We start from the raw sequence: 18678 nt of genomic DNA, 5'->3' as shown, positions 1-18678 counted from the left end.
GAGGAGCGTGCATGCGGTGACGACCTCCTTTATCCCCGAGGCCGACGCGAGGGTCTGGTGAGGTGCGCGCAATGGGTGACCACCTTGGGATATTCGGTTGTGGCACACAGGGACTTCCGGCCTGTTATATTTATCGTAAGGCTTACGGTACTATTTGGGGTAGGCCCGATGAATGAGCGATCCAAGCGCAGACGACAGCCGGGATGCGCGGATGGCAGGAGGAATCAGTGACCCAGACGACGACAGCGGTCGAGTTCGACCCGTTCTCGATGGAGTTCTACAACGGCGCCCAGGACATCTATGCGCGCCTGCGCGAAGAAGCGCCCGTCTACTACAACGAGCAGTACGACTTCTACGCGCTCAGCCGCCACGCCGACGTCGCCCCCGCCTACCGGGACTACGAGACCTTCTCCTCGGCCAAGGGCGTCGACCTGTCCGCGGTGCGTACCGGCGAGGACGCGCAGTTCAAGTCGATCATCACCCTCGACCCGCCCGAGCACCGCTACATGCGGAGCCTGGTCAGCAAGGTGTTCACCCCTCGCGCCATCGCGGGCTTGCGCGACATGGTCTCCGACCGGATCGAATTCTTCCTGAACCAGAACAAGGGCAAGGAACAGTTCGACCTCATCCAGGACTTCTCGGCGCTGTTCCCCATCGACATCGTCTCGCGCATGCTGGGCGTGCCGGAGGGCGACCGCACCCAGGTCCGGCTGTGGACCGACGAACTGCTCTACCGCGACGTCGGCCAGGTCGAACTCGACGAGCGCGGTATCAAGGCCGTCGTCGCCATCACCAGGTACTACCACGAGCTGACCAAGAAGCGCCGCGCCGAGCCGCAGGACGACATGATCTCCAAGCTGATCGAGGCGCGGGTCGAACGCACCGACGACCAGCCGCCGTCGCTGTCGAACATCGAGATCGCGATGTTCGGTTCGCTGCTCGGCGGTGCCGGGGCCGAGACCGTCGCCAAACTGATCGGCGGCGCCGGTGTCATCTTCAGCGAACACCAGGACCAGTGGCAGGAGCTGTACAACGACCGCGGCAAGATCGGCGACGCAGTCGAGGAACTGCTGCGGATCTCCTCGCCCAACCAGTACAACGTGCGCTACCTGACCAAGGAGATCGAACTGCACGGGGTCACCATCCCCGCGGGTAAGCCGATCTTCCTGCTCATCGGCTCGGCCAATCTCGACCCCGAGGCGTGGACCGACCCCGACACCTTCGACATCAACCGCAACGGCCGCGAGGCGCCCAACCTGGCATTCGGTTACGGCCTGCACAGCTGCCTCGGCGCGGCTCTGGCCCGGCTCGAAAGCTCCATTGCCCTCGACCGGATGCTCGATTTCATGCCGCGATTCGAGGTCGACCACGCCAACTGCACGCGCGTCACCATGCAGAACGTGGCCGGCTGGAACAATGTGCCCGTCCGCGTGCTCGCCTGACCGGCACCGCATCACTCGATTGTTCTGACGGGATAGGCAGTCGCGCTGCCGGTTGAGGTGTGAGGTCGCCCGGCGATCGAGGCTCATCGCCTAGAGGCTCTTCGCACCTCAATAAGCGGAGGTCAGGGCAAGGCGAGCGGTACCGTCATCAAACCGGCCGTGTGCGAGACGATCTCGTCGGGAGCGCGGTCCGCCGACGCGCTGCGCGTCGGCGTCACCCGGTAGATCGGCACGGCAGGGAACCGGATCGCCAGGCGGATACCGGCGGCGGCCTCGGAGTCCTCGGCCAGCACGATCGCGCAGTCACCGCCACGGGCGGTGATCAGCCCCGTCAGCTTCTCGGTCGACGGTTCGGCGTCGATGGAACTGATGGTGGGGGCACCTTTGCCGCGCGGTCCGGTGAAGGTGGTGATGTCGGCGGCCAGCCCGGTGCCGTCGGGGGCGATCACGCACAGGCGTGGCACCCGCCGTCCCTCGGGCGCCGGGATACGGCCCAGTGCCACGCACACCGCGAACGTCAATTGCGATGAGCCGCACACGTATACGGTACTCGGGGCCTTGGCCGCCAGGTCGGTGGCGATACGGCCGGCGGTCGCCTCGTACCGGCTGATCACCTCCGGTCGCCAGCGGACCGGATCGAATACTGGCTGATTGCGCCGCCACATCTCGGCCTGCCACGGATCGTCGATGCGCAGCGACACGGGCACCGGCTCATCCGGGTGGTCCAGCGATGCGTCGTGGCCGGCGAGCCTGCTCAGGTTGGTGGCGGTATCGGCGCTGAGCAGATAGAGCGCGGCCAGCTTGTTCCCGCCGGACGGCGCGGTGACGGGACCGAGGTCGGTGGCGATGCGGACGCCCGCCGACCGTGCGATGCGCGCTGCGTCCGGATGGGTGCCGTGGTCGATGAGCACCGGCGTCGCCCCGAATCCGCGTGCGGTGGCGGCGATCCCGGGGAGAGCGCCGAGGTCGTCGATGCCGTCGATGACGGTGACGGATCGGGCGAACCGGATGGCGACCCGGTCGAGTTGCGGCCGAAACACCGAGTACAGCACCCCGGACAGCAAGGTGAGGACGACGACAACCCCGGCGGCCCTCGCGAGATCGTAGGCGACCGGTGCCTGTTCGCACCCCGCCGAGCCGTCGGCGGGGGAGTGTCCGCCCGCCACGAACAGCGCCAGCGTCGAGGCCAGCGAACCCACACCGGGCACCTGGTCGGCGGGGCAGCGCCAGTAGCTCGCCAGACCGAGGACGAGGGTGGTGCCCGCGGTCGCACCCGCGAGGGTGACGGCGGAGCCCGCCGGCCAGCGGCCGCGTTCGGACCAGCGCAGCCACACGGCCAGCCCGGCAATCGCGACGACGATCAGCGCGGTCAGCCACGAACCCGGCTCACCGAACCAGCCCACCCAGCTGTCGGGCCGCAGCCCGGGGTCCACCGCGATGACGCACAGGTAGATGCCGATCAGGACGAGCACCCCGGCCAAGCCGACGGCCGCCCGGGTCTGTCCGTGCGCGTTCCTCCACCAGTTACTCATTCGTTATGGATAGCAGGCACAGCTGACAATCACCTGGCTTCGGGCCCGGGTGCCCGGCCATTCGTTTCCGCAAAACACGAGTGCACACCGGTGATTCCGGTGTGCACTCGGATAATCGGGTGGGAGATGTCACAAGCTGACGACGGTCGCCCCCGCGGTGCCGGGGGCGCCGTACAGCAGAGCGAAACCGGCCGTCGGATTGCCGGGAACCTGCCGGTCGCCGGCGGTGCCACGCAGCTGGTGCACCAGTTCGTGCAGCTGCCGCAGCCCCGACGCGCCGATCGGCTCACCGTTGGCGATGAGGCCGCCGTCGGTGTTCACCGGCATCGACCCACCGATCTCGGTCGCCCCGTCGGCGATGAGCTTCTCCTGGTCGCCGTCGGCGCAGAAACCGGCCTCGGCCATGTGGATCACCTCGGCGCCCGCGTCGGTGTCCTGGAGCTGGATGATGCCCACATCCTCGGGCCCGATGCCGGCCTTCTCGAATGCGGCGCGTGCGGCGAACACCGACGGCGCCGCCACCTCCTGCACCGGTGCGTAGGTGGTGTTCACCTCGTACGCACCGTAGGTGCGGGTGCGCACCTCGACAGCCTTGACGAACACCGGTTTGGCGGTGAACTTGTGGGCGAGGTCGGCGCGGCACATGATGACCGCCGCCGCACCCTCGTCGGGTGCGCAGAACATCATGTGCGTCAGCGGATAGTTGAGCATCGGTGAGTCCAGAATCGCCTGCTCATCGATCGGCTTGCGGCGGAACGCATTCGGGTTCAGGACACCGTTGCGGTAGTTCTTGGCCGCGACCTTGGCCAGGGTCTGCGGGGAGATGCCGTGTTCGTGGATGTAGCGGTTGGCCTTCATCCCGAAGAACTGGGTGGTCAGGTACTGGCCGTTCTCGCCGTACCACTTGGGCATGCCGACGAGGGTCGGGTCGACGGTGAACGCACCACGTGGATGCTTGTCCAGGCCGATCGCGATGCCGATGTCGTACTTGCCCAGCGCGATCGCGTCGGCGACGGCCTCGGTGGCCGACGCCGCGGTGGCGCAGGCGTTGAACACATTGGTGAACGGGATCCCGGTCAGGCCCATCATGCCGACGATGGCGTCGGGGTTGGCGATCTCCCAGCTCCCGCCGACGGCGAACTGGATGTCCTTCCATTCCAGTCCGGCGTCGGCGAGGGCGGCGCGGATCGCATGGGTGCCCATCTGCATCGCGGTCTTGTCGAACCGGCCGAACGGGTGCATGCCGACACCGATGATGGCGACGTCGTTGGTCATGGGTCAGGCTCCTACCGGTTGAAATGCGAACGTGACGACCTCTTCGCCGTCGTCGTCGTGGCCGAGCGGCACGGTGGTGACCTCGACGGCCGCGCCGAATTCCAGCTTCTCCGGGTCATTCTCGGTCAGCCGGCCCTCGATGCGGATCACGTCGCCGAGCTGCACCAGCCCGACCCCGAAGGGCGTGAACGTGTCCCGGGTCTCGTCACCGAGATACGGTGCGCCGGGCAGGAATCCCTGGGTGGTCCAGGCGATGAGGGTGCCGGTGCGGGGGAATGTGGTCTGCTCCACGGTGTCCTTGCTGCACCGTGGGCACAGCTCCTGGATCGGGAAAACGGCGGCGCCGCAGTCTGAGTCGGAGCAGACGCCGCCCACCAGGGCGACGTCGGCGTCGGGCCAGGTGGAGATGTCGGGGGAGATCATGCGTGTCATTGCGTGGTCCTGTCGGATCAGTCGGCGCTGGGGTCAGTCGAGGGAGAGAGTGGCTTGTTCGCGGGCCCAGCGGTAGTCGGCCTTGCCGACGGGGCTGCGCTGGATCTGTGGGCGGAACAGGATGGCCTTGGGGAGTTTGTAGCGGGCGATGGTGGTCGCGGCGTGCTCGACCAGGTCGTCCTCGGAAACCTCGGCACCGTCGAGGGTTTCGACGATCGCCACCACCTCGTTGCCCCACCGTTCGCTCGGGCGGGCGGTGACCAGGACGTCGGCGACGGACGGGTGGGAGGCGAGGGCCAGTTCCACCTCCTCGGCGAAGATCTTCTCGCCGCCGGAGTTGATGGTCTGCGAGTCACGCCCGAGGAGCCGGATCGTGTTGTCGGCGAGGCGTTCGGCACGATCTCCGGGCAGTGCGTAGCGGGTGCCCGCGACCACCGGGAAGGTCTTGGCGGTCTTGGCCGGGTCGCCCTTGTAGCCGAGCGGTACGTGGCCGCGCTGGGCGAGCCAGCCGATGTGGCCGTCGCCGGGGGCGGTCTCGGCGGTCAGATCCTCGGTGACGACGGTGGTGTTGCTGCCGGCGTTGAAGGTGCCGGTGGACACCGCGCCCGCGGTGGACACGTGCGTCATCTGCGCGCCCGTCTCCGACGAGCCGGTGCCGTCCATGACGATCGCGCTGTCGAAGACGGCCAGCGCCCGCTCCTTGAGCTGCGGCGACAGCACCGCACCACCATTGGCGAAGATCTTGATCGAGGAGACGTCGTGCCGGCCCTTCTCGAACTCGGTGAGCAGCGGCCGGGCGATCGCGTCGCCGACCACCATCAGCACCGTCGGCTGTTCCTTCTCGATGGTCGCGGCGATCGCCGCGGGGTCGAGGCGTTCGGGGACGTCGGAGAACACCAGAGTCTGCCCGGAGGTGCTGGCGGTGAGCGCGGCCCACTGGGCGGCGGCGTGGATCAGCGGCGGCACCACGAACACCTTCAGTGCTCCGCCACCGCCGGCGCGTTCGGCGATCTCGGCGAGCGTGGTCACGGCTTCGCCGGTGTACACATTGCGGCCGCCGCACGCACCCATGAAGATGTCGTTCTGCCGCCACAGCACACCCTTCGGCATCCCGGTGGTGCCGCCGGTGTACACGATGTACAGGTCATCGGGGGAGGGTTGCACGTCGGCCAGGTCGGGTTCGGTGCCGGCGATGACCTGCTCGTAGTCGACGGCGCCGTCGAGCAGCGCGTTGCCGGAGTCGTCGGCGATCTGGATGAGGACCCGCAGGCTTGGCACCCGCGGCAGCACCTCGGCCAGGGTCGGGGCGAAGGTGGCGTGGTAGATCAGCGCGGTGGGCGCGGCGTCGTTGAGCAGGTATTCGAGTTCGTTCTTGACGTACCGGTAGTTGACGTTGAACGGCGCGACGCGGGCGCGGAACGCCGCGTGCATCGACTCGACGTACTCGTTGCCGTTGTACGCGTACAGGCCGACGAGGTCTTGGCCGGCCTGATCGCCCGTCAGCTCGGCGCGGTCGGTGTGTACGCCCAGGCCGCGCGAGTGCAGGTAGGTTGCCAGGCGCCGGGATCGGTCGGCGATCTCCCGCTGGGTGTAGCGGCGGTCGCCGAAGATCACCAGGTCGCGGTCACCGATGGCGTCGGCGACGGCGTCGAGGATCTCCGGGAAGGCGAACTCGGGTGCGGTGCTCGGTTGACTCAAGGCGGCTCCCTCTGCAGTGGGTGTGGGCGTGGGAATCGGCGGCCCACCCCTTTGCGGTCTGTCTAACTGTAAGCCTTTCGACTGCGTTTGAACACGGGTGTCGTGAAATCGCCCGATGCCTGTGTCCCGTTATTGCGGAAGGCTCTACCGATAGGTATACAGTATAGGAGATCGCAGGGTGGTCGGTGGCTTCCGTGAGCCGTCGGCCGGCAATCACGTGCATATCTGAGGATTCGGAGAATCGGTGCCCCGCAACGTTATCGACTGTCTCGTCAACGTCCACTTCGGCGAGACCGTGCAGCAGCCCGACTGGATGCTGGCTGTGCGCGACAACTACTTCAAGGGCGCGGGGTCGATGTATGAACCGGTCGACCTGGATCAGCTGCTCGATGAGATGGACGAGCAGGGCGTGCGCAAGGCGATCCTGATGAACTCGCTGTCCAAGCCGTCCACCACGGTCGCCAAGTTCGTCGAGGCACATCCGGACAGGTTCTCGATGTCGATCGGCGGTTTCAACCTGCTACGGCCGGTCGCCCACCTGCGCGAACTGACCGCGATGGCCGCCGACCTGCCCGTCAGCTACGCCACCGTCGGCCCGAGCTTCTGGGGCGACGGCCAGTACCCGCCGAGCGACGCGGTCTACTACCCGCTGTACGCCAAGTGCGCCGAGCTCGACCTGCCGCTCTGTGTCAACACCGGCATCCCCGGACCGCCGATTCCCGGTGAGGTGCAGAACCCGATTCACCTCGACCGTGTCTGCGTGCGGTTCCCCGAGCTCAAATTGTGCATGATCCACGGTGCCGATCCGTGGTGGGATGTGGCGATCCGGATGCTCATCAAGTACCCGAATCTGCGGCTGATGACGTCGGCGTGGTCGCCCAAACGCCTGCCCGAGAGTCTGCTGCATTACATGCGCACCCGCGGGCCGAACAAGGTCATCTTCGGCTCGGACTGGCCGGTGCTGGCCCAGCGCAGACTGATCCCCGAGGCCGAGGCACTCGATCTGCCCGAGCAGGTGCTCGACAACTATCTGTACAACAACGCGCAAGAGTTCTTCTTCGCCGCCACCACCCACGAACAGGAGCAGTGATGGATCGCTACGAACTCCGTCGCGAAGACTACAGCCTCACCACCGACCACACCGACCTGCAGACGGCGTTCGCCAAGCTCTTCCAGGCGCACAGCACCATCGACGCGGTGCGGGCGGCCGAGGCGACCGGTTTCGACGAGGCGCTGTGGAAGCAGCTCATCGCCACGGGCGCCACGTCGATGGCGGTCAGCGAGGCCGAGGGCGGCGACGGTGCGACGCTGGTCGACCTCACCCTCATCGCCGAGGAGGTGGGCCGTTCACTCGCGCCGGTGCCGTGGATCGATCACGTGGTGTCGGCGCGGCTGCTCGCCCGGCTCGGCGCGCTCGCCGGTGACGAGGAGATCATCTCCGGCTCGCGGATCCTGGCCCTGGACGCCGCCGGAAGCGGTGGCACCGCCGGCAAGCGCCTGGTGTCGCAGGCGGCGATCGCCGACGAGATCCTCATCGGCGACGGCGATGACGTTGTGCGCCTGTCCTTCTCGGACAAACCGGCCCACGTCGAGAATCTCGGGAAGCTGCCGATGGCGTGGGTCGATCCGGCCGCCGCCGACTCGCGCACCGCGATCGCGAGCGGGCCCGAGGCCGTCAAGGCATTCGAGCTGGCCGTCGACGAATGGCGGCTGCTGACCGCGTCGGCGCTGGTGGGTCTGCTGGAGGCGACCATGCGGATCGCCGCCGAGTTCGCCGTCAACCGGTACACGCTCGGGGTGCCGATCGCGTCGCTGCAGGGCATTTCCCATCCGCTCGCCAATATCGCCATCACCGTCGAGAGCGGTCGTCAGCTCGGCCGCAAGGCCGCCTGGTTCCTGGACAACGAGCCCGAGACGCGGCCCGAACTGGCCAGTGCCGCTTACGTGTACATGACCGAGGAAGCGCCGAAGGCGGCGATCGTCGCGGTGCACACCCAGGGTGGTCTCGGCGTGTCCACCGAGGCCGCGTCGACCGCGTACCTGACCCGCGCCCGTGGCTGGCCGCTCGCCGGTGGCGACCCCGCCCGCGCCGCGGTGCGCGTCGCGCAGCTCGCCGCCGCCCGCGACACCGCAGCCTCCGCCTGAGCGCCAGACCTGTAAGAAGAGGACGTCAAGATCATGGATTTCTCGAAAGTCGAACTCACCGAAGACGAAAAGGCGTTTCAGGCCGAGGTGCGCGAGTTCCTCGACACCTACGTCACCGACGAGGTGCGCAAACACGACCGCGACACCGGCGACAACTTCGACATCGGTGTGCACCGCGCGCTGGCCGAAAAGGGCTGGCTGGAAAAGGAGATCAAGGGCGCGGAAGGCTGGGAGGGAGGCTTTTCGCGAGTGGAGTCCCGGATCTGGCATCTGGAACGGCGCAAGGCCGAGTTTCCCTGGGTCACCTGGGGAACCACGGTCCTGATCGCGCACTCGGTGGCGATGTTCGCCAAACCCGAACTGCGCGATGAGGTTCTGCAGGGTATCTACGACGGCGACATCCGCATGTGCCTGGGCTACACCGAACCCGAGGGCGGTTCGGACGTGGCCACCTGTAAGACCCGCGCGGTCCGCGACGGTGACGACTGGGTCATCAACGGTTCCAAGATGTTCACCACCGGCGCCCACAACTGCCAGTACTGCTTCCTGATCACCAACACCGATCCGGATGCCCGTAAACACAAGAGCCTCACCATGTTCCTGGTGCCGCTCGACACCCCGGGCGTGGAGATTCAGCCGCTGTGGACGGTCGACGGCGACCGCACCAACATCGTCTACTACAGCGATGTGCGCATCTCCGACAAGTACCGGCTCGGCGAGGTCAACGAGGGCTGGACCGTGGTCCGCGAGCCGCTCAACAAGGAGCACGGTGTGGTCGACGCCGTGATCGACGGCCTCGACGACGTGTCGATCCTGCAGCATCAGGGCATGTACATCGCGAAGGCCGCCGACGCCGTCGTCGCCGAGGCCGCGAAGGAAGGCCCGGACGGCACCCGCCGCATCGACGATCCCCTCGTGTCGGTGCGTCTGGGGCAGTCGTTGGCCAAGGTGGAGGCCGCGCTCGCCTCGCCGCACATGTTCGGCCGGGTGGCGCTCGCGCAGGCGATGCGTGACGTGTCGCCGGTGCTGATGGACATCGCCGGCCCGACCTCGGTGCTGCCGATCGATGAGCCGGGCGCCGACCTGAGCCGCGCCGAATACGTGTACCGGTGGTCGCCGCTCACCGGCATCTACGGCGGCACGCTGGAGGTGTTCCGCAACATGATCGCCCAGTACATCCTGGGCCTGGGCAAGCCGGTCTACGCCGCACCCAAGGCGCCCGCCACCTCGTAGGTATCCGGTCCCGCGTCGCAAATTTGCTCCCGCGTATCGGTTTTCGCAATAACCGATACGCGGGAGCATTTTTCGATTGCGGGACCGGGCTGAGGTGGCGTGATTCGTACTTACCGGGGAGTAAGTATCGAATAACGTGATGAATCGCACCGTATTTGTGGCATCGTGGTCACATGACCACGGTGAACGATCCCACGGCAGACGACTTCCACATGCAGGTCTCCAGCCGGGACAGTGCGGTTCTGGCCACAAAACTGGCGGCGTGGCTGCCGTCGGTGATCCCCTCTCAGGCACCCCCGGTGATCACCGCAGCCGGGGCGTCGGAGGCCAACGGGATGTCGTCGGAGACCATAGCGGTGCAGGCGAGCTGGCCCGACGACGACCTGCCCGACGCGAGATGGATCCTGCGGATGGCGCCGGCCGCGAACGATGTGCCGGTGTTCCGGCAGTACCGGCTCGACCATCAATACGAGGTGATCCGGCTCGTCGGTGAACTCACCGACGTCCCGGTGCCCAAGGTGGTGGCCCTCGAACCCACCGGCGACGTGCTCGGCGCGCCGTTCTTCATCATGGAGGAATGCTCGGGCATCGTGCCGCCCGACGTGCTGCCCTACACCTGCGGCAACAACTGGCTGTTCGACGCGCCACGGGAACAGCAACGCGCACTGCAGGATTCGACGATCAAGGCGATCGCCGGCATCCACTCGATCGCCGACGCGCCCACCACCTGCGGGTTCCTCAACGAGACCCTGCCCTCCGGTGACACCGCGCTGCGCCGGCACCTGGACTGGTTCGTCGACTGGTACGAATTCGCCGCCGGGGACCTCGGCCGGTCCCCGCTCATCGAACGGTCCATCGCCTGGCTGGGCGACAACTTCCCCGACGACGTCGCGGCCGCCGAGCCGGTGGTGACCTGGGGCGACGCCCGCATCGGCAACGTCATGTACGACGACTTCGCGCCCGTGGCGGTCCTCGACTGGGAGATGGCGCGGGTCGGTCCCCGCGAGACCGACGTGGCATGGGTGATCTTCGCGCACATGGTGTTCGAGGAGATCGCGCAGATGCTCCAGATGCCGGGAATGCCGCACCTGTTCCGTGAGGAAGACGTGCGGGAGACCTACCGGGAGCTGACCGGCGTCGAGGTCGGCGACCTGCGCTGGTTCTACATCTTCGCCGCCCTGCAATGGTGCGTGGTGTTCATGCGCACCGGCGCCCGCCGCATCCACTTCGGCGAGATGGAAGCGCCGAAAGACATGGAAGCCGAACTGTTCTACCACCGTCCCCTGCTCGAGCGTCTGCTGTCGGAGGAATCCTGATCATGCCCGCACCCTACGGACTCGGCCCCGCCGACGAGTTCCCCATTCACCAACTGCCGCAACCGGTCGCGTGGCCAGGCACCTCCGACCGAAACTTCTACGACCGGTCGTATCTGAACGCGCACGACCGGACCGGCAACATCTTCCTCATCAGCGGGATCGGTTACTACCCGATCCTCGGGGTGAAGGACGCGTTCTTCATGATCCGGCGCAGCACCGACAAGGGCGAGTTCACCCACGCCGTCCAGTTCAGCGACGCCATCGACAACGACCGGCTCCACCCGCACGTGGGCAACTACCGGATGGACGTCACCGAACCGATGCGGCGCCTGCACCTGACGGTCGCCGAAACAGAGGGCATCGCCGTCGATCTGGAATGGAACGGGTTGTTCGACGTGGTGCAGGAACAGACCCACAAGATGCGGGCCGGGTCCCGTGTCACCCTGGACGCCCAGCGGTTCGCCCAGACCGGCACCTGGTCGGGGTCGATCACCATCGACGGTGAGGAGATCGCCGTCGACCCCGCCGTGTGGATCGGCAGCCGCGACCGCTCGTGGGGCGTGCGGCCGAACGGTGAGCCCGAGCCCGCCGGCAGGCCGGCCGATCCGCCGTTCGAGGGCATGTGGTGGAACTACTATCCACTCGCCTTCGATGACTTCCAGATCGTGCTCATCATTCAGGAGGATCCGGACGGCTTCCGGGTGCTCAACGACTGCACCCGGGTGTGGAAGGACGGCCGTGTCGAGCAGCTCGGCTGGCCGCGGATTACCGTCCACTATGGTTCGGGCACAAGGATTCCCACTGGCGCGACCGTCGAGACCACCACGCAGGACGGCAGCCCGCTCAAGGTCGAGATCAGTTCGTTGCTGGGTGCGCCGATCCACGTCGGCGGCGGTTACGGCGGCGACTCCGACTGGTCGCACGGGCTGTGGCTCGGCGAGAAGTTCTCCCGCCGGCTCGATTACGACATGACCGACCCGGCCGTCGCCGGTCGGATTCCGTTCGGGGTCATCGACCACGTGGGCCGGGCCGAATGCACCGAGGCCGGCGGGACCGTCCGTGAGGGCTGGGGCCTGTTCGAGCACGGTGCCCTCGGCCGGCATGATCCGTCGGGGTTCAGCGACTGGCTCAGCGTCGCACCATAATTGGCGCTGCCTCCGGCTGGTTGAGGTGTGATGAGCCGCTAGGCGAGGAGCCTCGAAACCCGGTGAGACGACATTGTCATCTTGCGTGGTTTCGAGGCTCGTCGCCTGCGCTCCTCGCACCTCAACCAGCGTCACAGGTTGGCGCCGGGGGTCTTGGTGCGGAGGGGGTACCTACAGGACCGCGCCGGAGACCTTGGCGTCGATGATGGTGTCCCAGTCGTAGCCGAGTTCGGTGAGGATCTCGTCGGTGTGCTCGCCGTGGCCGGGGGAGCGGGACGGCTCCGGCGGGGTCTCGTCGAACTGGATCGGGGCGGCGACGGTGCGGAACTCCTCGCCCTTGTCGTCGGTGAGGGTCAGCAGGTAGCCGTTCTCGATGACCTGCGGATCGTCGGGGACCTCCCGCGGCGAGGCGAGGGTGCACCAGGCGCCGGTCTCGGCCTGGAAGATCTCGGACCACTCGGCGAGGTCGCGTTCGGCGAAGACCTCGCGCAGCAGGGCGGTGGCCTCGGACTTGTTGGCGGTGAGGTTGGCCAGTGGGGTGAACCGGGCGTCGTCGGACAGTTCGGGACGGCCGATGCGGACGCAGAAGTCGGCCCAGTAGCGGTCGGCCTGCAGGAACATCAGCTGGAACCAGCGGCCGTCCTTGGTCTTGTAGCGGTTGACCACCGGGTTGGGGGCGTCGCCTGCCTGCCACTTGGGTACACCGTCGTTGCCGTAATAGTCGGCGATCGCGATATCCGGCGCCACCGACCAGAGTCCTTGCGCCAGCAGCGAACCGTCGACGATGGGGGCGCGGCGGTGCCGTTCGCGGTGGAACAGCGCGGCGGCCACACCACCGGCGAGGGTCGAACCGCCCTGCAGGTCGCCGAAGGCGGTGGTCTGTGCGAACGGGAACTCCACACCGTCGGGGGTGAGGGCGAACGCGACCCCGGCGCGGCCGGTGTACGAGGTGCCGTCGAAGCCGGGACGGTTGGCGTCCGGGCCACGCTGGCCCTGGCCGCTGCCACGGGCGATGATGATGTCCGGGTTGAAGGCGCGCAGGTCGTCGACGGTCAGCTGAGCGCGCTCGAGCTGCGCGGGCAGCCAGTTGGTGAGGAACACATCGGCCTGGGCGAGGAGCTTGCCGAAGATCTCCCGCCCGTCGGCGCTCTTGATGTCGATGGCGAGGCTGCGCTTGCCGTGATTGCCGATCTCCATCACCGCGTTGGCGTTGACGCGGGAGTCCTCCGGGCGCAGACCGCCCGAGACGAGGTACCGCGCCGGGTCGCCGCCCTTGGTGTCCTCGACCTTGACGACGTCGGCACCCCAGTCGGCGAGCATGGCGCCGGCGCAGGGGACGTACGTCCACGAGGCCAGTTCGACGACTTTGACTCCGCTGAGCAGACCGGACATGTGCGGGTTCCTTTCACGGGCTTCCCAAACGTTTGTAAAGTACATACTGTAGCAGTTACAGTTGGCTATCCCGACAGGGTCGCCAATATCTCTGGATCTGCCAGTTCGTACAGGTAAACGCGTTGATCGGGCTGGACCTACCGTCGATCCGACCGCGTGTCGATACACAACCGGTTACCCGCCGGGAGAGGGAAGTACGTGAGTGAAACGGAAGTCGTGACTCCGACGAGCGTCGAACTGGGCCGCAGGGCCGCCGAACGCGCCGAACGGCGTCTGCTGATCGACGGCGCACTGGTCGAGGCCACCGGCGGCGCCACCTACCCCAACGTCAGCCCCGCCACCGGGCTCGTCCTCGGCGAGGCCGCCGCGGCCACCGCCGACGACATGCGAGCCGCCATCGCCGCGGCTCGCCGCGCCTTCGACGAGACGGACTGGTCGTCGGACAAGGAACTGCGCAAGCGGTGCCTGACGCAGTTGCAGGCCGCCATCGAATCGGAGAAGGAGGACCTCCGCGAGGAGATCATCGCCGAGGTCGGTTCTCCCGACATGGCCACGCGCAACGCGCAATTGGACTGGCCCCTGCGGGAGGCGCTGAACTACCCGATCCGGCTGATCGACGAGTTCGGATGGGAACGCACCCTCGACGGCGGCGGGCTGTTCGGACCGAAGAACATCCGCAAGGTCGTCAAGGAGGCCGTCGGGGTGGTCGCGGCCATCACGCCGTCGAACTATCCGATCGAGGTCATCCTCAACAAGCTCGGGCCCGCCCTCGCCGCCGGCAACACCGTCGTGCTCAAGCCGGATCCCAACGCGCCGTGGACCGGTCTGCGGCTGGGCAGGCTGATCGCGGAGAAGACCGACTTCCCCGCCGGTGTGGTCAACGTGGTCACCACCCCCGACAACGACGTCGCCGGCATCCTCGCGAGCGACCCGCGCGTCGACCTGATCTCCTTCACCGGCTCCACCGCGGTCGGCAAACACCTCATGCGTGAGGGTGCCGACTCGTTCAAGCGCGTGTTCCTCGAACTCGGCGGCAAATCGGCGCTCATCGTCCTCGATGACGCCGATCCCAGCAAGATCGTGATGGGCGCGATGGGTACCTGCCAGCACGCCGGCCAGGGCTGCGCCATCAACGCCCGGCTGCTGGTGCACCGTTCGCTGTACGACACCGCGGTCGCCTCGGTGAAGGCCGGCTTCAGTATGGCTCCCGTCGGCGACCCGGCCGACCCGGGAGTGCTGACCGGCCCGCTGATCACCGCCAAGGCCAAGGACAAGGTGCTGTCGATGATCGCCGAGGCCCGTGAGGCGGGCGGCGACGTCATCGTCGGCGGTGGAGTGCCGGAGAACCTTCCCGAGCACCTGGCCGACGGCCACTTCGTGCAGCCGACCGCGATTGCCGGGGTCGGCCCCGACTCGGCGATCGCCCAGGAGGAAGTCTTCGGGCCGGTCCTGGTGATCATCCCGTTCGACACCGACGACGAGGCCGTCACCATCGCCAACAGCACCCCGTTCGGCCTGGCCGGCGCGGTCCTCTCCGGTGATCTGGATCGTGGTCTGGCCGTTGCCAACCGGATCCGCACCGGCTCGATCGGCGTCAACGGCGGCATGTTCTATTCGGCCGACGCCCCGTTCGGCGGGTTCGGCGCCAGCGGTATCGGACGCCAGTGCGGCATCGAAGGTTTCGAGCAGTACCTGGAGACGCGAACCATCGCGTACCGGGCGTAAGCACTCAGTTCAACAGGAAACCCCTTTCAGCGAAGGATCAACACAGCCATGGGAAAGCTCGACAACAAGGTCGCCGTCGTCAGTGGCGCGGCCCGCGGCCAGGGCCGCTCGCACGCGGTCAGCCTCGCCAAGGAAGGCGCCAGCGTCATCCTGATCGACATCTGTAAAGACCTGGAGGGCAACAACTATCCGCTCTCGCGCCGTGAGGATCTCGACGAGACCGTGAATCTCGTGGAGAAGGAGGGCGTGAAGGCGTACGCCATCGAGGCCGACGTCCGCGAGCGTTCGCAGACCTGGGACGCCATCGCCGAGGGCGTGCGCGAGCTCGGCCGCCTCGACATCGTCGTCGCCAACGCCGGCATCTGCCCGATGGGCAAGAAGCAGACACTGCAGTCGTGGTCGGACACCCTCGACACCGACCTGTCGGGTGTGTTCAACCTGGTGCAGGGCAGCCTGCCGCATCTGTCCGAGGGCGCCTCCATCATCGCCACCGGATCGCTGGCCGCGATGCTCGGCAGCACCGGTAACCAGGGCCCCGGCGGATCGGCGTACAGCCTGGCCAAACAGATCGTTGCCCGGTACGTCAACGACCTGTCAATCCACCTCGGCCCCAAGGGAATCCGCATCAACGCGGTACACCCCACCAACTGCAACACCGACATGCTGCACAACGAGGGCATGTACTCCGTGTTCCGTCCCGACCTGGAAAGCCCCACCCTCGACGACGTCAAGCCGGTGTTCCCGATGATGCACTCGATGAAGGTGCCGTTCATCGAGCCGCAGGATGTGTCCAACGTGGTGGTGTTCCTCGCGAGCGACGACGCCCGCTACATCACCGGTATGCAGGTGCGAATCGACGCCGGTGGTTTCGCCAAGACCGTTCCCTGGAAGGGCTGACCGACCCGTACGCGAAAGCACTTGTTGCAGAAGGAATAAATGACGATGAGTGAAGTGATTGGTTTCGTAGGCGCCGGGCAGATGGGTGAGCCGATGGTGCAGCGTCTGGTTGCCGCCGGCAAGCAGGTGGTGCTCTACGCCCGCCGCCCCGAGGTCCGCGAGAAGTTGGGTGCCGAAGGTGCGACCATCGTCGATTCGGTGGCCGAGGCAGCCGCCCGCGCCGATGTGCTGATCCTGTGCCTGTTCTCCGATGTCCAGCTTGCCGAGATCGCCGAGGGTCCGGACGGTTTCATGGCGAACATGAAGCCCGGCGGCGTGGTGGTCTCGCACACCACGGGCAACGTCAGCACCCTGCAGCGTCTGGTGGATCAGTACCCGGACGGTCCGGCGATCGTCGACGGCCCGATCAGCGGCTCCGCCAAGGATATTGCCAACGGTGTGCTGACCGTGCTGCTGGGTGGCCCGGAAACCGCCGTGAAGCCGGCCGAGGCGGTGGTGGCGGCCTACTCCAAGGAGGTCATCCGCACCGGCGAACTCGGTACCGCGCTCAACCTCAAACTGGTCAACAACATCCTGTTCGCCGCCAACGCCCAACTCGCCGCCGCGGCTGTGGAACTCGGCGCCAAGCTCGGCATCGAGCAGGAGGATCTGCTGAACGCGCTGCAGCATTGCAGCGGACGCAGCTACGCGCTCGGCGCGGTCAAGGGCACCGGTGGGCCGGAGAGGTTCACCAAGGCGGCCGGTCCGTTCCTGCGAAAGGACGTGAAAGCCGCGGCGCTGGCCGCCGCCGACTCGGGCGTTGACGTGGGGTGGCTCAAGGACGTGGTCGACGGCGGGCCGCTGGACCTGTCGTGACCGTCTCACACATCAGCACCGCAGGGTCCGGGGTCGCTGTCCCGGACCCGGCGAGCGCAGCGACGGGGGATGCGGCGGAATCGTTGCGGGAACTGCTCGACGTGCAGCGGGCGGCGCATCGGGCCGACCCGATGCCGTCGGTTGCGGTGCGCCGCAACCGCATCGACCGGCTGCTGGCACTGGTGCTGGACAACAGCGATGAACTCGTCGCCGCGATCGTGGCGGACTTCGGTTCCAAGTCGCGCACGGCGACGTTGTCGACCGAGGTCGTCGGCATGCTCTCGAACATCGAGCACACCCGCAAGAATCTCAAGAAGTGGATGCGGACACGAAAGATGTTGCGGGGCAGCAGGCTGACCCGGCTCAGCGCCGAGGTGGTGCCCTCCCCGCTCGGTGTGGTGGGGGTGATCGGGCCGTGGAACTTCCCGCTGCACCTGGCGATCATGCCGACCGCGGCGGCGTTCGCCGCCGGCAATCGGGTGATGATCAAGATGTCGGAGATCACCCCGAATACCGCCGAGACCTTGAAGTCCTTGGCGGCCAAGTATTTCGATCCGGCCGAGCTGACCGTGGTGACCGGGGACCTGCCGGTGGCCACCGCGTTCTCCCAGTTGCCGTTCGATCACATCTTCTTCACCGGCTCACCGGGAGTGGGCAAGCGGATCCAGGCCGCGGCCGCCGCGAATCTGGTTCCGGTCACCCTCGAACTCGGCGGCAAGAACCCGGTGGTCGTCTCGCGTGATGCCGACCTCGACGAGGCCGCACAGCGGATCGCCTTGGGCCGCATGGTCAACGGCGGTCAGGTGTGCGTCTGTCCCGATCAGGTGTATGTGCCGGTCGAATCGCTCGATGCCTTTGTGACGTCGGCGGCGAAGGCGCTGCGCAAGAATTTCCCGACCGTCACCGACAATCCCGACTATCCCTCCTGCGTCAACGACGCCAACTATCGCCGCGTCGTCTCTCTGGTGGACGATGCCCGGGACAAGGGCGCCTCGATCAGGGTGATCGCGCCGGAGCATCAGCGCGAGCCCGGCCCCGAGACCCGGAAGGTCGCGCCGACGCTGATTACCGGTATCACCGACGAGATGACGATCGCGCATGAGGAGATCTTCGGGCCGGTCCTGGGCGTGCACACCTACGCCCATATCACTGAGGTCATCGCCGCGCTCGATGAGCAGCCGGCGCCGTTGGTCGCGTACTGGTTCGGCCCGGACACCGCGGACTTCCGGGACTTTGTGCGCCGCACCCGCAGCGGTGGTGTCGCGCGCAACGAGTTCGGCATCCACATGCTGCCCTCGGATGCCCCTTTCGGCGGCGTCGGCAACAGCGGCATGGGCGCGTACCACGGTAAGGCCGGGTTCGACCGGCTCTCGCACTTCAGGTCGGTGGTCGGCACCGACGCGCCGATGAGAATCACCACGTCAAGCGCGGTTCCGCCGTTCGGGACCGCGACACGCAAGGGAATGGACCTCATGCTGCTGCGTGAGCGCAGGCGTGTCCGGAAACGCTTGCGCATGGTATGAGATAGAGAGAACGTGCTTAGTCGTTCAAGTCATATGCGTATGTCATCGACGTGGGCATCACACAGGCT

The 18678-nt window shown here is 67.0% G+C and carries 15 protein-coding genes; 10 read left to right on the top strand and 5 right to left on the bottom strand.

What is annotated here, in order from left to right; translation table 11 throughout:
* Positions 1–203: 203 nt before the first annotated feature.
* Positions 204–1442, top strand: a complete 1239-nt coding sequence (locus GOAMR_RS06790; protein WP_005184596.1) for a cytochrome P450 — start codon at positions 204–206, stop codon at positions 1440–1442.
* Between the two features lie 122 nt (positions 1443–1564).
* Here the strand turns inward: GOAMR_RS06790 and GOAMR_RS06785 are convergent, their stop codons facing one another.
* The 4 genes from GOAMR_RS06785 to GOAMR_RS06770 form a co-directional block, all read right to left on the bottom strand.
* On the bottom strand, positions 1565–2974 hold the full coding sequence (locus GOAMR_RS06785) for a hypothetical protein (protein ID WP_040514568.1): 1410 nt from the start codon (positions 2972–2974) through the stop codon (positions 1565–1567).
* Between the two features lie 129 nt (positions 2975–3103).
* Complete coding sequence (locus tag GOAMR_RS06780) at positions 3104–4249, bottom strand: thiolase family protein (RefSeq protein WP_005184592.1); 1146 nt, start codon at positions 4247–4249, stop codon at positions 3104–3106.
* Positions 4250–4252: 3 nt separating this feature from the next.
* Complete coding sequence (locus GOAMR_RS06775) at positions 4253–4681, bottom strand: Zn-ribbon domain-containing OB-fold protein (protein WP_005184590.1); 429 nt, start codon at positions 4679–4681, stop codon at positions 4253–4255.
* Between the two features lie 33 nt (positions 4682–4714).
* A complete protein-coding gene (locus GOAMR_RS06770; protein WP_005184588.1) occupies positions 4715–6379 on the bottom strand; it encodes an acyl-CoA synthetase in 1665 nt (554 codons plus the stop codon).
* A gap of 244 nt (positions 6380–6623) precedes the next feature.
* Here GOAMR_RS06770 and GOAMR_RS06765 point away from each other — a divergent pair, with 244 nt between their 5' ends.
* From GOAMR_RS06765 to GOAMR_RS06745, 5 genes are all read left to right on the top strand, one after another.
* Positions 6624–7469: an amidohydrolase family protein gene (locus GOAMR_RS06765; RefSeq protein WP_005184586.1), complete on the top strand. Its 846-nt coding sequence runs from the start codon at positions 6624–6626 to the stop codon at positions 7467–7469.
* A complete protein-coding gene (locus tag GOAMR_RS06760) occupies positions 7469–8524 on the top strand; it encodes an acyl-CoA dehydrogenase family protein (protein WP_005184583.1) in 1056 nt (351 codons plus the stop codon). Before GOAMR_RS06765 ends, GOAMR_RS06760 begins: the two co-directional genes overlap by 1 nt.
* Positions 8525–8557: 33 nt before the next feature.
* Complete coding sequence (locus GOAMR_RS06755) at positions 8558–9757, top strand: acyl-CoA dehydrogenase family protein (RefSeq protein ID WP_005184580.1); 1200 nt, start codon at positions 8558–8560, stop codon at positions 9755–9757.
* Positions 9758–9930: 173 nt separating this feature from the next.
* Positions 9931–11073 carry a phosphotransferase family protein gene (locus GOAMR_RS06750; RefSeq protein WP_005184578.1) on the top strand — a complete coding sequence of 381 codons (1143 nt, stop codon included), beginning with the start codon at positions 9931–9933 and terminating at the stop codon, positions 11071–11073.
* A 2-nt stretch (positions 11074–11075) separates the two neighbouring features.
* A complete protein-coding gene (locus GOAMR_RS06745; RefSeq protein WP_005184575.1) occupies positions 11076–12218 on the top strand; it encodes an Rv3169 family protein in 1143 nt (380 codons plus the stop codon).
* A 171-nt stretch (positions 12219–12389) separates the two neighbouring features.
* Here GOAMR_RS06745 and GOAMR_RS06740 read toward each other — a convergent pair whose 3' ends face one another.
* Positions 12390–13610, bottom strand: a complete 1221-nt coding sequence (locus GOAMR_RS06740; RefSeq protein ID WP_005184573.1) for a CaiB/BaiF CoA transferase family protein — start codon at positions 13608–13610, stop codon at positions 12390–12392.
* A gap of 198 nt (positions 13611–13808) precedes the next feature.
* On the opposite strand from GOAMR_RS06740, the gene GOAMR_RS06735 reads away from it, so the two are divergent.
* From GOAMR_RS06735 to GOAMR_RS06720, 4 genes are read left to right on the top strand one after another with little or no spacing between them, the layout of a single operon-like run.
* Positions 13809–15335: an aldehyde dehydrogenase family protein gene (locus GOAMR_RS06735; RefSeq protein ID WP_040514567.1), complete on the top strand. Its 1527-nt coding sequence runs from the start codon at positions 13809–13811 to the stop codon at positions 15333–15335.
* 48 nt (positions 15336–15383) lie between these two features.
* On the top strand, positions 15384–16232 hold the full coding sequence (locus GOAMR_RS06730; protein ID WP_005184569.1) for a mycofactocin-coupled SDR family oxidoreductase: 849 nt from the start codon (positions 15384–15386) through the stop codon (positions 16230–16232).
* 45 nt (positions 16233–16277) lie between these two features.
* Positions 16278–17087, top strand: coding sequence for an NAD(P)-dependent oxidoreductase (locus GOAMR_RS06725; RefSeq protein WP_040514586.1), 810 nt, complete (start codon positions 16278–16280; stop codon positions 17085–17087).
* The gene (locus GOAMR_RS06720; RefSeq protein ID WP_005184566.1) at positions 17084–18610 is read left to right on the top strand and encodes an aldehyde dehydrogenase family protein; all 1527 of its coding nucleotides are present in this window, start codon (positions 17084–17086) and stop codon (positions 18608–18610) included. The genes GOAMR_RS06725 and GOAMR_RS06720 overlap by 4 nt, the downstream gene beginning before the upstream one ends.
* The last annotated feature ends 68 nt before the right edge of the window (positions 18611–18678 follow it).

Source organism: Gordonia amarae NBRC 15530 (assembly GCF_000241345.1).
Taxonomy (GTDB): Bacteria; Actinomycetota; Actinomycetes; order Mycobacteriales; family Mycobacteriaceae; genus Gordonia; species Gordonia amarae.
Note: the sequence above shows the minus strand (reverse complement) of the source record. Positions and strands in the feature narration are given on the sequence as shown.